Below are 15,875 nucleotides of genomic sequence, written 5' to 3'. Positions count from 1 at the left end.
AAATACCAGGTGGTACAATAAGCAGGAAGGAACAGCTTGTCAAATTAAAATACCGGGTGGTATCAAATGAATCCAAATGCAACTAAGCCTTTAAGAGGGCGTCCCAGGACCTTAGACCGTGATCATGTTTTAGACGTGGCAATGGATTCTTATTGGAAAGATGACATAGGAAATTTATCCCTCAATGAAATTTGCAGAAGATCTGGTGTATCTAAACCAGGTCTTTACCGTGAATTCTGTAACGAAGATGGGTTGATGAAAGCGGTTCTTATGAGGTATCAGGAGCAAGTTTTAGATCCAGTCCAGCAGATGCTAAATAGTGAAACTCCATTTCGAGAGGCTCTTGATAATCTTGTGTCATTTGCCACTTCAGTTAGTTGTAACCATGAGTCCCCAAATGGCTGTCTTTTCATAAAAATGCGTGAATCACGAATTCATTTGGGTGAAAAAACACGAGCGCAAGTAGATTTTCTTGAGGAGCAGGGATTAGTTGCTTTCACAAAATGGGTTGAGCGTTCAAAGGTCAGGGGGGAGTTTTCTGTGGACATGTCATCGGAATTTGCTGCTACTTATATCGATACGCAGCTAAGCAATGCCTCGTCACAGCTTGCTCGTGGTGTGGCCCCTGAAACGGTTAAGAAGATACTATCAGTCGCTTTTTCTATGCTGGGATGACCATTCCAGCCAGTATTGTTGACCTGAGCTCCAGAATGCGTGTCAGCTGAACGCCTGTGATTCCGAATACGGCAGTGATCGTCAGACACTCCTTCGTGACAGAATCCACATACGTCAGTCACTCAACCCGGCTGCGGGCGAGTGTATCCATGAAAAAATCCATCGACCAGGTCAGGTTTGGCGCATCCGGGCGCAGAAGTGGAAGCCGCTCAGTCCCCAGCCCTTAACGACACAGTCTGCGTTTTACACTCAGGCCGTTAAGGTGATAGATCTGGTAAACCTGTAAGTATTTCATCAAAACGGCCCATTCACTTTTATAGATCTTCCGACATGCTGACGATACGCTCCCCGTTGACTAAGACAAACGGCTATAACAACGTCCGCTTCTGGCACAAAGCGGACTGATGCATAGATCAATGTCCTCTATGAGCGAGGAGCGGACTTATAAAAAAGTCATATTTGATAGATTGATTGCAGGGAACTAAATGATTAGCATCTGCTCTTTCGGACAAAGAAAATGACTGTTAACGATTCCCTCTTCGCCTTCTCTCTTGCAGCTCTGTTACTTACCCTAACTCCCGGCCTTGATACGGCACTTATTCTGCGCACAGCTTGTGCTGAAGGCGGCAAAAAGGCTTTTCACGCGGCGCTTGGCATTGATGCTGGCTGTTTTGTATGGGGCACGCTGGTTGCGTTAGGTCTTGGTGCTCTTCTGGCGGTTTCAGAGATGGCTTACACTGTGCTCAAAGTTTGTGGCGCGGTCTACCTGAGCTGGCTGGGCTTACAACTTCTGATAAGTCCCCGATCATCTTTCAGTAATGGCTATGATGGCAATGGTTCTCAGAGGAACTGGTTTATCAGAGGAATGCTGGGGAATGTGCTCAATCCCAAAATGGGAATTTTCTATGTCTCCTTTTTGCCGCAGTTCATACCTGCCGGTCACTCACCTTTGATATGGACTTTTATACTGGTCAGCATCCACATTGCGATCGGGACTGTATGGTCAGTCACACTCATTTTATCCACACATTATGCGTCAGCCGTATTGAAGAAAAGTCGCTTTGTTCGGATGATGGATAGAGCAACAGGGGGCTTATTTTTATGCTTCGCGGCTAAACTTGCTATGAGCACGAGATAGCTCTGGGCTAACTGTAAACGTCCGCTTCTGGCACAAAGCGGACATTCATAGCCCCTTACCCCAGCCTGCCCATCCTCAGCATCGCCCGATACCAGGCCCCGCGCTGAATTGACCACCTCAACCCCACCGCAATCGCATTAATCTTCCGGTCAATCATCGCCTGCTCAAAGCGGCCGACTTCACGGCCGGACATCGCCTGCGCCCACGCGGGCATCAGCCCGAATCCCGACTTCAGCATGATTTTCATCACCGGTTTCGCCTGCCAGCTCGGAGCAGGGGCATTCATCAGCAATCGCGTCACTTCGGCGGTGCGCTCGTCAAAGCGCAGCTCTGAACGCATCTGTTGCAGATAATCCGCCACATCAACGACGCTTTTCGGCACCTTCACTGCACCCAGCGCTTCGGCAATCAGCGCCGCTTCCTGATAGTACTGATCCTGTTCCGCGCGGGTGAGCTGCGGATTTTTGTAGCGCAGATGAGCCGCCAGAAAACGGCTGGTCTCCGCCACATGCACCCAGGTGAGCAGATGCGGATCGCTGGCGGCATAAGGTTTGCCCGCGCTGTCGACGCCGCTGACTTTCAGATGAATGCGTTTCACCCGGTCAATCAGCGTCTGCGCATCCTGTGAATTACCATAGGTGGTGACAGCGATAAACTGACTGGTGCGGCGCAGGCGACCCATCATATCTTCGCGGAAATTGGAGTGATCCCAGACGCCCGCCAGCGCCGCCGGATGCAGCATCTGCAACAGCAGCGCACTGATCCCGCCGCACATCATGGAGGTGAAGTCACCATGGACGCGCCAGATTACGCTGTCCGGGCCAAAAAGGCCGGGATCGCCAGGCGGTTGAGAGAGGTCAAATTCATTCATCGACAGGCCGTTAAGGCGGAAGACCTGCTGCTGAATGCGGTCACGCAGATTAATCATGGCGGCTCTGATAGTGGATATGATGCGGCGCGCGGTAACAGGACGCTCCCGACGCGCCGCATCACCTTCCCCTGAGTTCAGGGAAAAGGCTGACGGTTATTGATAGCTGAACTGCGCATTCTCGGTACGAACGGAATCGAGTCCAATCATCACGTTGAATTTGCCGGGCTCTGCAACGTGCTGCATCTGCTGGTTCCAGAACTTCAGCGCATCCACGTCAATTTTAAAGGTCACGGTTTGCGACTCACCTGCTTTCAGCATGATGCGCTTAAAGCCACGCAGCTCCTGCACCGGACGGCTGATGGACGCGACCGGGTCGTTCAGATACATCTGCACTACCGTCGCACCATCGCGCTTACCGCTGTTGGTCACTGTCACGCTGGCCTCAACGCTGCCGTCGCGCGGCATGGTCGGTGAGGACATTTTTACCGGCGACACGGTGAAGCTGGTGTAGCTCAGACCGTAACCAAACGGATAGAGCGGGCCGTTAACCGCATCATAGTAATGCGAGGTGTACTTGTTCGGCTTCGCAAAGTTGTAAGGACGGCCTGTTGGCAGATGGTTGTAGTAGATCGGAATCTGACCCACTGAACGCGGGAAGGAGACTGGCAGTTTGCCCGACGGGTTGTAGTCACCGAACAGCACATCGGCGATAGCGTTGCCGCCCTCGGTGCCGCTGAACCAGGTTTCCAGCACCGCATCAGCCATGCGATCTTCATTCACTATCGACAGCGGACGTCCGTTCATCAGGACAATCACCAGCGGCTTACCGGTGGCTTTCAGTGCCGCTAACAGCTTCTGCTGACTTGGTGGGATCACCAGGTCGCTGCGGCTGGAGGCTTCATGCGCCATCCCCTGCGCTTCGCCCACGGCGGCAACCACCACATCGGCCTGCTTCGCTTTGGCAACCGCGTCATCGATCATCTGCTCAGCTGAACGCGTATCCACGGAAACCGCCTGCTCATAGAGGTTGAGGAAGTCCTGAATCCCTTTGTTGTCGCTGACGTTAGCGCCCTTCTCATAAAGCAGCGTCGCTTTGCCTTCGGTGGCATTGCGCATGCCCTGTAGCAGCGAAACGGATTGCTTCGCCACGCCTGCGGCGGACCAGCTGCCCATGATGTCGCGCTGGCTGTCTGCCAGCGGACCAATCAGCGCAATGGTGCCCGATTTTTTCAGCGGCAGGGTTTCCAGCCGGTTTTTCAGCAGTACGATGCTTTTACGCGCCACATCGCGTGCTTCAGCGCGATGCAGACGGCTTTCCGCATTGGTGTCCTGCGGGTCGCTCTCTTTCGGACCTAAATGGCTGTAGGGATCGTTAAACAGGCCCATGTCATATTTGACGTTAAGCACATGACGCGCCGCATCATCAATTTCGGCCATCGTGACATCGCCGCTCTTCACCAGGTCCGGCAGATACTTGCTGTAATATTCGTCGCTCATGCTCATATCAACGCCCGACTTCAGGGCGATGCGTACCGCTTCCTGCGGATCGCTGGCGACGCCATGTTTGATCAGCTCTTTAATCGCACCGTGATCGCTGATGGTGATGCCTTTGAATTTCCACTTATCGCGCAGCAGATCTTTCAGCAGCCAGCTGTCCGCCGTGGCGGGGACGCCATTGATGGAGTTCAGCGCCACCATCACGCCGCCGCTCCCCGCATCCAGTGAGGCTTTATACGGTGGCAGATAGTCCTGGAACATGCGCTGCGGGCTCATGTCCACGGTGTTGTAATCGCGTCCACCTTCAACGGCGCCATAGAGCGCGAAGTGTTTCACGCTGGTCATCACGCTGTAGCGATCGGCGGCACTTTTGCCCTGCATCGCCTGCACCATGCTGCGACCCATTTCGCTGGTGAGATAGGTATCTTCACCGAAGCCTTCGGAACCACGACCCCAGCGCGGTTCACGGCTGACATCCACCATTGGCGCCCAGGTCATATTCAGGCCATCGTCAGCCGCTTCATAGGCAGAGACGCGCCCTACTTCTTTAACGGCATCCAGATCCCAGCTGGCCGCAAGAGCCAGAGGGATCGGGAAAATAGTGCGCTGACCGTGAATCACGTCGAAGGCGAAAAACAGGGGGATCTTAAGGCGGCTGAGCTGCATCGCCTGATCCTGCATCGCGCGGATATCCTGACGCGTGACAGTGTTAAAAATCGCGCCAACCTGACTCTTCTGAATCATGTCGCGAATGGCTTCTTTCGGATTATCAGGTCCGACACTAATTAAACGCAGCTGACCGATCTTCTCATCCAGCGTCATTTTTTTAAGCAGCTGGTTAACGAAGGCATCACGCGCCTGTTCGGTCATCGGGTGGTTACCTGGCACTGTCTCAGCCAGTGCGGGTTGCATCGCGAGGGAGACAGCGAGACTAACAGAGTAAATCCATTTCATCAGGTTGGGTTCTCTTAAGTAACTGCGCAATATCGAATAAACAGGCGGCAGTGTGCCACAAGATGAGAATAGCAGGTAGCTGCCGCTGTCACACTGCGTTGAGGTCAGTTGACGTGCTACAGTTAGGACGCACTGATAAGACAAGGGAATTGCTCATGATACAAACCTCTGCCCTGCTTTCTGACCTTCGCCGCCTGGTCGGCCCTGCCCATCTGCTGACAGAACCTGAACAGACTGCCCGCTATCGCAAAGGCTTTCGCTCCGGCGAAGGTGAGGCGCTGGCCGTGGCGTTTCCCGGTACGCTGCTGGAGCTCTGGCGGGTATTGCAGACGCTGGTGAAAGCGGATGTCATCATCCTGATGCAGGCGGCGAATACCGGCCTGACCGAAGGCTCAACGCCACAAGGCAATGATTACGACCGTCCGCTGGTGATTGTCAGTACCCTGCGACTGGATAAGCTTCAGCTGATCGACGAAGGTCAGCAGGTGCTGGCGTTCCCCGGCAGCACACTCTATCAGCTGGAAAAAGCGCTGAAGCCGCTGGGACGTGAACCCCACTCGGTGATTGGCTCCTCATGCATTGGGGCCTCGGTGCTGGGTGGCATCTGTAATAACTCCGGCGGATCGCTGATTAAGCGCGGCCCGGCCTACAGTGAGATGGCCCTGTATGCGCAGATTGATGCACAGGGAAGACTGAAGCTGGTGAACCATCTGGGTATCGATCTGGGGACCTCGCCGGAAGAGATTCTGGGACGACTGGATGACGACCGCTGGCAGCCCGGCGACGTGCAGCACGATGGCCGTCACGCCTCCGATCATGAATATGCCGACCGGGTCCGTGAAGTCGATGCGGATACGCCCGCCCGTTACAATGCCGATGCGCGTCGCCTGTTTGAAGCGTCCGGCTGTGCCGGGAAACTGGCGGTCTTCGCGGTGCGACTCGATACGTTCGCCAGCGAACCGCAGCAGCAGGTGTTTTACATCGGCACTAACGAACCCGGTGTGCTTAACGATATCCGCCGTCACATCCTGGCGCATTTCACCCATCTGCCGGTGGCGGGCGAATATATGCACCGCGACATTTATGACATTGCGGAAGTCTACGGCAAAGACACCTTCCTGATGATCGACAAGCTGGGCACCGACAAGATGCCGCTGTTTTTCACGCTGAAAGGACGGGTTGACGCCTGGCTGAGCAAGCTCTCCTTCGTTAAACCGCACTTCAGCGACCGGCTGTTGCAGCGCCTGAGCAAACTGTTCCCGGCGCATCTGCCCAAACGCATGAAGCAGTATCGCGACAAATATGAACATCATCTGATGCTGAAGATGTCGGGCGACGGCGTGGCAGAAGCGCGTAACTATCTGCGCGACTACTTCCGTGAAGGCGGTGGCGAGTTCTTCGAGTGTGAAGGCAAAGAAGGTGCGCACGCGTTTCTGCATCGCTTTGCGGCAGCGGGTGCGGCTGTGCGCTACCACGCAGTCCATGCAGATGAGGTCGAGGATATTCTGGCGCTGGACATCGCGCTGCGTCGCAACGATGCGGACTGGTTCGAAACCCTGCCCGATGCGATCCGCGCATCCTTAAGCCATCGCCTCTACTATGGTCACTTCTTCTGTCATGTTTTCCATCAGGATTACATCGTCAGAAAAGGGGTGGATGTGCATGCACTTAAAGCACAGATGCTGGAGATCCTGCAGGCGCGCGGGGCGGAATATCCCGCGGAGCATAATGTCGGCCATCTTTATCAGGCGAAACCGCAGCTGGCGGCGTTCTATCGCCAGCTCGATCCGACCAATAGTTTCAATCCTGGCATTGGCAAAACCAGCAAGCAAAAAGGCTGGGCGGTGAAGCAGGTTTAATCGCGTTATCGGTCAGCCTGCCGGTCAGAGCAGGCTGATCGTCACACTTCTTTTTGACCCGCTCACTCCCCTTTACGGCCCATATTTATTACTAACAACTTCATCAAAAAATTAATTCCTCTTCCCAGATTGCACCTTCTTTATTTTCTCTCATTGGGTTCTGCGCAACATCTCACAAATCATCATCCTGCTAATTGATAATTCGCGTCGCGAAAAATAGATTGTCGCCACTAAAACTAAAAGCCGTGTAATTGCCTTTATTTCATTCAGGGAGGAATGACCATGCGGAAAAATAATTTCGCGTTAGCGTTAACAGTAATAGCCACTGTGGTAATAGCCCTGTCAGCAATAAATTCATCACCCACTCATGCGGCCGGATTTATTGACGACGCATCGCTAAAAGGCAATGTTTTTTACTGGCAGCGGCAGCGGGATCGCAGAGACACCGACCCCGCCAGTGACTATCAGGGACAGTATCGGGCTAATTTACATCACGCCTCGCTCAACAGTAATCTCGACTTCCAGTCAGGCTACGCCGGAGAGTGGATAGGTCTGGACCTCGCCGTTTTTGGCGCTGCCGAATTTGCCAACAGTGGCCCCGCCGCGCCCAACGAAATTGGCTTCAGTAAGGCACATACCCGCTGGGATGAAAAATGGAATGGCGACAGCGGCGGTGCTTCGGTTTATAAAGCCGCGCTAAAGCTTAAATATAACGATTACTGGTTACGCGCCGGATATATTCAGCCAACCGGCCAGACGCTGATTGCACCGCACTGGAGTTTCTTACCCGGCACCTATCGCGGTGTCGAAGTGGGTGCGCTATATGATTTTCAGGAAGCCGGAGCATTATCATTCTCGTGGATGTGGAGTGATAAATATAAGGCACCCTGGTATCGTGATTTATATGATTTCCGGCAGGCTGATGGCAAAACGCATATCAGATATCTGCACTCATTCGGCATGAAATATGACTTCAAAAATAAACTGGTGCTGGAAGGTGCATTTGGTCAGGCGGCAGATTATATGGATCAATATTTTGCCAAAGCCTCCTGGTCGGCCACGCCTAACGGCAATGCACTCTCCACCAGCTATCAGTTTTACGGTGCACACGACAACGTGCAGGGCGGTGCGGCTAATTCCCGGGATGTTTATGACGGCCTCGCCTGGCTACAGGCAATCACGATCGGTTACAACGTCGGCCCGGTGGATCTGCGCCTCGAAGGCAGCTGGGTCAAAGCAGAGGGCAATCAGGGCTTCTTCCTGCAGCGCATGACGCCGGGCTATGCCAGCTCCAATGGCCGACTGGATATCTGGTGGGATGCCCGTTCCGACTGGAATGCAAATGGCGAAAAAGCGATCTTTGCCGGTGCGATGCTCGACTTAACACCGTGGCAGCTGGCGGGATGGAAAGTGGGCGCATCGTACGTCTGGGGCTGGGATGCCAGACCCGCCACCCTGCCCACCGTTGACCAGAGTCAGCGGTTGAAAGAGTCCGCCTGGAACCTCGATCTGATCTATCAAATCCAGCAGGGCCGCGCCAAAGATACCCTGTTTAAACTGCACTACACCCGCTACGACAATCACAGCGAACTGCCCAGTTACAGCGGCGGTTACGGCAACATTTTCCAGGACGAGAAGGACATCAAATTTATGGTTATCGTGCCGTTTACGCTGTTCTGATGCCCTGCGGACTTACGGATATCTCTTCACCAGCAAGGATAAAAATCAACATGTTAAAATTAAGTCTTATCGCGCTCACTCTGTTGGGCGTTGCAGTCACAGGCCGCGCCAGCCCGTCAGAGCAGCAGGTGGTGAATCAAATCAGCCAGTTTGGCATTACTTATGAAGTAAATGATAACCAGGCCGCTCTGAATGGCACCGACTGCGCCGCGCTGGGAGCCGATTATGCCGCCTGCAATCGCGCCACCATTACCCTGACCAATAACGGCCCGGCTCTGACCGACAAACACTGGGCCATCTACATGAGCAACGTTCACCAGACGCTGCGGGTCGAAAACGATCAGTTTAAAATGACGCATCTGGTAGGCGACTTAACCCGGCTGGAGCCGACGGAGAAGTTTACCGGCATTGGTGCAGGTGAGTCGGTGCAGATTCCCATCGTTAACGAATACTGGCAGCTGTTTGTCACTGATGTGATGCCGCGCTGGTATGTTACGTCCGGGCAGGCAGCGCCCAAAATTATTGCCAGCACCGATCATGAAGACCCCAGCCAGTTTGTATCACCGCTGGGTGACCACTGGCGACGCAGTGCCGTTGACCACAATGTCCTGATGCAGCCCGCCAGCCGGTTTGATAAGAACAGCGGTGTTGCTGCCCTGCCCGTCTCTGCGCTGCGCGGTCAAATCACCCCCACGCCGCTTGAGGTGAAGCTCCGCCCGCAGGATGCCGATCTCAGCCGCGGCGTCAGGCTGATGCTTACCGGGCTGACACCTGAAACTGGTGAGGCGGTAAAACAGCGCCTCACCCTGCTCGGCCTGAAAGAAGCACCCGATGGATTCGCCATCACGACACAGATCAAGCCAGGCCACTTCAGCGGCAAAACGGCGAAATCGGGTGCATACAATCTGGATATCACGCCTCGCCGCGCCGTTGTGGTGGCCTACGATGCTGCCGGGGCTTTCTACGGTCTGATGTCGATTCTCTCACTGGTCCCTGGCGAGGGTGCGGCGCGTATCGCCGCGCTGGAAGCCCATGATGCGCCGCGCTTTGCTTATCGCGGCGCGTTTCTTGACGTTGCCCGTAACTTTCACAGTAAGCAGGCGGTGATGCGGCTGCTTGATCAGATGGCGGCGTGGAAGATGAACCGCTTTCACTTTCACCTGAGTGACGATGAGGGCTGGCGGCTTGAAATTCCTGGCTTACCGGAGCTGACTGACGTGGGCGCTAAACGCTGTCATGACCTGACTGAACAGCGTTGTCTGCTGCCGCAGCTCGGTTCCGGTCCGTTCAGCGATAACAGCGGCAGTGGCTTTTTCAGTCGTGCCGATTACATCGACATTGTGAAATATGCGCAGGCGCGCCACATTCAGGTGATCCCGGAAATCGATATGCCCGCCCATGCCCGCGCGGCGGTTATCGCCATGGAAGCACGCTATCAGCGGCTGATGAAGGAGGGAGAATCTGAACAGGCCAGCGCGTATCGCCTGATTGATCCCACTGACGACTCCAATACCACCTCCGTGCAGCTCTATGACCGCACCAGCTATCTTAATCCCTGCATTGACGGCTCACAGCGCTTTGTTGACAAGGTGATTAGTGAAGTTCAGGCGATGCACCAGGAGGCGGGACAGCCGCTCGATGTCTGGCATTTTGGCGGCGACGAGGCGAAAAACATCCGGCTGGGTGCAGGTTACTCTGACAAAAATAATCCTAAACCGGGCACCGGACTGCGCGACTGGCGTAACGAAGATCTGCCGTGGGCAAAATCGCAGGTCTGTCAGGCGCTGGTGAAGAGCGGCAAAGTTGAAGATCTGGCACACCTGCCGAGCTATTTTGCCCTGACCGTCAGTAAGATTGTTAACCGGCACGGCATTGGCAAAATGCAGGCGTGGCAGGATGGTTTAAAAGATGCCAGAAATGCCGCAGCCTTCGCCACCCCGCGGGTTGCGGTCAACTTCTGGGACACGCTCTACTGGGGCGGTTTTGACAGTGCTGCCGACTGGTCACAGAAAGGTTACGACGTGGTGATCTCCAGTCCTGACTACCTCTACCTGGACTTTCCGTATGAGGTGAACCCGCTGGAGCGCGGCTACTACTGGGGCACGCGTTTCAACGACGAGCGTAAAATCTTCGGCTTCGCACCGGACAATCTGCCGCAGAATGCGGAAACCTCGTTGGATCGCGACGGCAACGTTTTCAGCGCTAAATCAGAGAAGCCGTGGCGCGGTGCTTATGGCATGTCGGCCCAGCTGTGGAGCGAAACCGTGCGAACAGATGCCCAGATGGAGCACATGATCTATCCGCGCCTGTTTGCGGTCGCGGAACGAAGCTGGCACCGCGCCAGCTGGGAGCGGGATTACCAGCCAGGTCAGGAATACACGGGAGGCAAAACCCATCTCGTCGATCAGCAGGCACGCCTGCATGACTGGCAGCGATTTGCCAACCTGCTGGGACAGCGGGAACTGGCGAAGCTGGATAAAGCGGGTATCGATTATCGCCTGCCAGTGCCGGGAGCAAAAATCGTTGATGGCATCCTGTCGATGAACGTGGCCTTGCCTGGGGTAACGCTGGAGTACAGTCTGGACAAGGGGGCGAACTGGCAGCGCTATGATGCCAACAGACCGCCGCAGGTCAGCGGTGCCGTGGCAATCCGCTCAGTGAGCCGCGACGGGCAGCGCACCAGCCGCGTGGAAACTTTGTAGTAAGCGAGAGTGAGAGAACAGGCCGGGAAACCAGCGTTGTGAACATAAAAAAGGCCGACAGAAGTCGGCCCCTTTAACACCTAAACCAGCTTCTCTTCGGGTACCGGCTCCACACCCGGCATCTGACGGCGCTCGATAATCATGGTTTGCGGTGTGGAGAGCAGAATGCCCTCTTTACGCAGACGCGTCAGAATATCGAACAGCAGGTCGCTCTTCGCCCCTGAGATCTGGCGCTGACCCGCTACGTTACCCGTGACGCTCAGAATAATGCCCTGCTGAGTCAGATCTTTAAACGAAACAGACGGCTCCGGCGTTTCCAGAATACGTTCGTTCTCGTTGTAAACTTCCAGCAGAATATCGCGCACCTTCACCGGATCGATATCCAGCGGGAAAGTCAGCGTAATCGTGACCACCCCCTGCGCATTGCCCATGGTCGCATTGCGCACGTTCTGCGAGATAAACTGCGAGTTCGGCACAATCACCGTGGACTTGTCGCCCAGCTGAATCTCGGTGGCGCGCACGTTAATGCGGCGGATGTCCCCTTCAATGCCGCTGATGCTCACCAGATCGCCGACTTTCACCGGACGCTCGGTTAACAAAATCAGCCCCGAGATAAAGTTCTTCACGATCTCCTGTAAGCCAAAACCGATACCAACCGACAGCGCACTGACAATCCACGCCAGTTTGTTCCATTGCAGACCCATGATCGACAGGGTCAGCAGGATAATCAGCACGTAACCGATGTTGCTGAACAGCGTCACCAGCGACACGCGCATCCCCGCATCCATGGTGGTTTTTGGCAGGAAATCGGTGTCGAGCCAGCGGCGCACCGAGCGCAGCACATAGATTCCGACAATCAGGCAGATTATCGCATTCACCATGTGTGCCGGTACGATGTTCAGGGATTCAAGGCCTTTACCGCCCCAGAATTCAATCGCTTTCTGCAGCAGCTCAAGCGGCGTTGAGGAGGCAAAGGTGCCGTTGATCAGCGCCAGTGCCACAACCAGCACCAGGAAGGTTTTACCGATGGCCGTCAGCAGCGTGGCCGTCTGCTGCAGGTGACGCTCATTAATGTTAAGCGAACTCTGGATGCGGCGACCGGTCGGGTTACTGGTCGAAAACAGGCTCTCACAGCCATCTTTCAGCAGGTGACTGAGGAAGTAGAACGAGCCAAACAGCAAGCCGCACCAGATCAACTCATAACTCAGGAAGCGCGCCAGCGTAACGTAGCCAATCAGCAGCGAGACCAGGATCGCAATTGCGGTCAGCGTCAGGCCCATCTGAATCAGACCGACCAGCGTTGAGCGCGCTTCAGGCGGGGTGCCCGCCAGCGTCATGCGACGACGCACACGGTTGGTGCGCATGCTGATCGCCAGCGCAGTACAGCCAATCAGCAGAGCTGTCAGCCCGTTGGCAAAAATGGTGGTATTCAGGCTGGTGCCGACGCTGTAGTTGAACGCCTCGATCGTCTGGAAGATAAAGACCAGCACCGCAGTAATCGGTGGAAACGGTTTTAACGCCATCGCCACTTCATTAGAGATGGTTGGTAATCGCCAACTGGGCCGACGGGTAGAAAGGAACGCGCGTCCCAGTCCGGCAATCAGGCCACAAAAGACGCTGAGCCGAACCAGTTGATCCACAAAGTCCTGAACGTTTTCAGAGACCTCATCACGGCGGGTGAAAGCCAGGGAGATAAAGTTAAAGGTGAGGACAACCGCCACCAGCGTGGTGAGCGCTATCGCTGCCGCCAGGAAACTGCGACGCAGCTTCCCTTCCGGCAGTTTATTAATGCTGACCCAGGCCAGAAACTCTTCACTGTAACGACGGCCCACCGTCATCACCAGCAGCGCCGCCAGCAGCCAGAAGACACTGCCCACGCGCCAGCCCGGCTCCCAGGAGAGCGCAGCAGTGTCCTGCAACTCCTGCAGGAACTCACCAATTTTCTCGCCATCCAGATCCTGTGTGCTGAGCAACGGTGACCAGAAGCGCGCCCCGAGGATGCTGCCGGAGTTCAGCGCCAGCTGGCTTTTCAGCTGATCGCGACGCAGGTTAACAATCTGCGAGGAGAGCATCAGTGCGCCATTTTTAATGCCTTCAGCCTGCTTAATCTGGTCGTCGAGTTTGCTTTTCTGACTCTCCAGCGTGTTACGCTTGCGCGTCACTTCCGGCGTCTCTTTGACGCCGCTGTCCGCTTTCGGGGCCGGACCCAGCACCTGCAACTGGGCTTCCAGTTGCTGGCGATCGGGAACCAGCGCCTGACCCAGCGTATCGGCATTACCGGAGAGCTCCAGCGCCATTTCATTCAGCTGCGTCAGCTTGTTTTCGCCAGCATCGACAGAAACCTGACTTTTAATTTTGTCGAGGATCTTCTGCATTTTCGGCAGTTCAACCGCGGCATTCAGCTTCGGCGGCGCATCCTGTTCCTGAGCAGACGTGGCCGTATCATCCGCGGCCAGCGCCAGCGCCGGGGCAAACCCTGCCAGCGCCAGCATTAACAATGCAAAAAGGGTTCGTATAAACATATGTGTAAGATTCCGGCAGCTTAAATCAGGCGATCTTCCCTCGCCAGTCGCGCGTAAGTTTAGGGCTTTACAAGGGATGGCAATATAGGAATAACGGGCATTTTTCGGGCTGATTCGGGACAGGCAGCGGCATGAACATCGCTGTATGCCTCTGCCTGTTTCTTCCCGGCTACCTGCTCAGCCTGCAGGCAATGCCGGTGCGCGCCGTGCGCAACACCAGCTATTTTCTACTCAACGTCGGCACTGCCGGCACCATTGCTGGCAACCTGGCCCGACTTCTGCTTTTTATACGCCAGCGCAGCGGCAGGCACTGGCGCGGCTTTGCCGGTCTCAATCCAGCTGCGCAGTCGGTTAGCGTCGGCGAAGTGGGTATATTTGCCAAAGGCATCCAGCACCACCAGCGCCACCGGACGATTGTTAATCATCGTGCGCATCACCAGGCAGTGGCCCGCCTCGTCGGTATAACCGGTTTTGGTCAGTTGAATATGCCAGTCATTTTTATAGACCAGATGGTTGGTATTGCGGAACGGCAGCGCGTAGCTCGGATGGGCAAACACGGCCGTCTCTTCTTTTGTGGTGCTGAGCGCCCCAAGCATCGGATATTCCCGCGTCGCTTTGAGTAACTTCACCAGGTCCTGCGCGCTGGAGACGTTCTGCGTTGAGAGGCCGGTTGGCTCCACATAGCGGGTCTGTTTCATGCCGAGTGACCGCGCTTTGGCATTCATTGCCTGGATAAAGGCGCGATAACCGCCCGGATAGGCGTGAGCCAGGCTGGCGGCGGCACGGTTTTCTGAAGACATCAGCGCCAGTAACATCATATTGCGGCGGCTGATCTGGCTGTTGAGCTTAACGCGCGAGAAAACGCCACGCATTTCCGGCGTCTGACTGATATCGACGTTAATCATCTCATTCATCGGCAGATGCGCATCCAGCACCACCATCGCGGTCATCAGCTTGGTGATGGACGCAATGGGCCTGACCCGATCCGGGTGGCTGGAGAAAAGCACTTTATTGGTGGTGAGGTCGACAATCATCGCACTGCCAGAAGCGATCTGCGGCTGAGCAATAGGCGTAAGTTGCGACAATGAAGTCGTCGCCTGCGCCGGAAGTGAAACAACCTGCCCGGAAACGAGCAGCGCCAGCGAAAGCAGGGTGGAACGAATTTTTGCAGGCATCGTAGAAAAAACCCGGTTATGATTGTGTACTGTGTCATACCGACACAGGCCGCCCGCTTCAGTCACGTCGGCGCGCGGGCTGGCAGCAGCATCATACGCTTTAGGTTAAGAAATTTCCTGGTGAGATTGTTTCCGGGCGTAAAAAGAGAACTGCCGCCAGAGCGGCGGCAGCAGTCAGTCAGAACAGATGCGGTCCATATCCCCACAGCACCACGGTCAATGCCAGTAACACTTCAAAAACCAGCACGCCGATGGCAAGCGTAGAGCCGGAAAAACGCAGGCTCTCTTCGCGGTCGATATTCAGAAACAGCGGAATGCCAATATAGAGCAGATAGCCGGTGTAGAGCAGCGCCAGCGCCCCTGCCAGTACGCAGAGCCAGACCAGCGGATAGAGTGCCACCAGCCCGCTGAGAAACAGCGGCGTCGCCACGTATCCCGCAAACACGGTGCAGCGCTGGACGCCGGGACGCTGCGGATAATCACGCGCCATCCAGTGGATCACGCGCCCCATAACCGCGACACCGCCCAGAATAATCAGGTAGAACAGAATCCCCAGCCCGATGCCGGTTGCCAGGTTAAGTTGCACATATTGCCCCTCGCCCAGATTCCAGCCCAGCTGAGTTGTACCGATAAAGGCGCAGATCACCGGGATCGCCGCCATCAGCAGAACATGGTGGGTATAATGGTGCGAGACGCTCTCATTTTCCTGCTTGATATGACGCATTTCCTGGTTCGGATGCGCCAGAAGTCCCCAGACATGGTTCATACAGTCACTCCTCTGATGCGATGGGCCGCCCGGTGA

General features: G+C 55.4%; 10 protein-coding genes and 1 pseudogene. 5 read left to right on the top strand and 6 right to left on the bottom strand.

From position 1 onward, the window contains the following. Positions 1-66: 66 nt before the first annotated feature. Entirely contained in the window at positions 67-675 is a 609-nt protein-coding gene (locus BY447_RS16480; RefSeq protein WP_110331555.1) for a TetR/AcrR family transcriptional regulator, read from the top strand. 28 nt (positions 676-703) lie between these two features. On the opposite strand, the pseudogene BY447_RS16475 reads toward BY447_RS16480, so the two are convergent. Then, a pseudogene (locus BY447_RS16475) lies at positions 704-955 on the bottom strand (IS3 family transposase); the annotation flags it as partial. A 237-nt stretch (positions 956-1,192) separates the two neighbouring features. Here BY447_RS16475 and BY447_RS16470 point away from each other — a divergent pair. After that, complete coding sequence (locus BY447_RS16470) at positions 1,193-1,813, top strand: LysE family translocator (RefSeq protein WP_110331554.1); 621 nt, start codon at positions 1,193-1,195, stop codon at positions 1,811-1,813. Between the two features lie 55 nt (positions 1,814-1,868). On the opposite strand, the gene BY447_RS16465 is transcribed toward BY447_RS16470, so the two are convergent. Both BY447_RS16465 and bglX read right to left on the bottom strand, forming a co-directional pair. Further along, on the bottom strand, positions 1,869-2,741 hold the full coding sequence (locus BY447_RS16465; RefSeq protein WP_110331553.1) for an oxygenase MpaB family protein: 873 nt from the start codon (positions 2,739-2,741) through the stop codon (positions 1,869-1,871). A 96-nt stretch (positions 2,742-2,837) separates the two neighbouring features. Continuing rightward, entirely contained in the window at positions 2,838-5,135 is a 2,298-nt protein-coding gene (gene bglX / locus BY447_RS16460) for a beta-glucosidase BglX (RefSeq protein ID WP_110331552.1), read from the bottom strand. A gap of 155 nt (positions 5,136-5,290) precedes the next feature. Here bglX and dld point away from each other — a divergent pair, with 155 nt between their 5' ends. From dld to BY447_RS16445, 3 genes are all read left to right on the top strand, one after another. Next, a complete protein-coding gene (gene dld, locus BY447_RS16455) occupies positions 5,291-6,994 on the top strand; it encodes a D-lactate dehydrogenase (RefSeq protein WP_110331551.1) in 1,704 nt (567 codons plus the stop codon). Between the two features lie 282 nt (positions 6,995-7,276). Beyond that, positions 7,277-8,674 carry a chitoporin ChiP gene (chiP, locus tag BY447_RS16450; protein ID WP_110331550.1) on the top strand — a complete coding sequence of 466 codons (1,398 nt, stop codon included), beginning with the start codon at positions 7,277-7,279 and terminating at the stop codon, positions 8,672-8,674. A gap of 50 nt (positions 8,675-8,724) precedes the next feature. Continuing rightward, positions 8,725-11,376 (top strand): beta-N-acetylhexosaminidase, encoded by a 2,652-nt coding sequence (locus BY447_RS16445; protein ID WP_110331549.1) that lies wholly within the window; start codon positions 8,725-8,727, stop codon positions 11,374-11,376. Between the two features lie 80 nt (positions 11,377-11,456). Here the strand turns inward: BY447_RS16445 and BY447_RS16440 are convergent, their stop codons facing one another. The 3 genes from BY447_RS16440 to BY447_RS16430 form a co-directional block, all read right to left on the bottom strand. Next, positions 11,457-13,898, bottom strand: coding sequence for a DUF3772 domain-containing protein (locus BY447_RS16440; RefSeq protein WP_110331548.1), 2,442 nt, complete (start codon positions 13,896-13,898; stop codon positions 11,457-11,459). Between the two features lie 227 nt (positions 13,899-14,125). Beyond that, a complete protein-coding gene (gene pbpG, locus BY447_RS16435; protein WP_110331547.1) occupies positions 14,126-15,073 on the bottom strand; it encodes a D-alanyl-D-alanine endopeptidase in 948 nt (315 codons plus the stop codon). 178 nt (positions 15,074-15,251) lie between these two features. Further along, positions 15,252-15,839: a Yip1 family protein gene (locus tag BY447_RS16430; protein ID WP_033782385.1), complete on the bottom strand. Its 588-nt coding sequence runs from the start codon at positions 15,837-15,839 to the stop codon at positions 15,252-15,254. Positions 15,840-15,875: the final 36 nt, after the last annotated feature.

The organism is Pantoea sp. JKS000250, assembly GCF_003201065.1.
GTDB classification, from domain to species: domain Bacteria; phylum Pseudomonadota; class Gammaproteobacteria; order Enterobacterales; family Enterobacteriaceae; genus Pantoea; species Pantoea vagans.
This window is presented reverse-complemented; position numbering and strand designations above follow the sequence as displayed.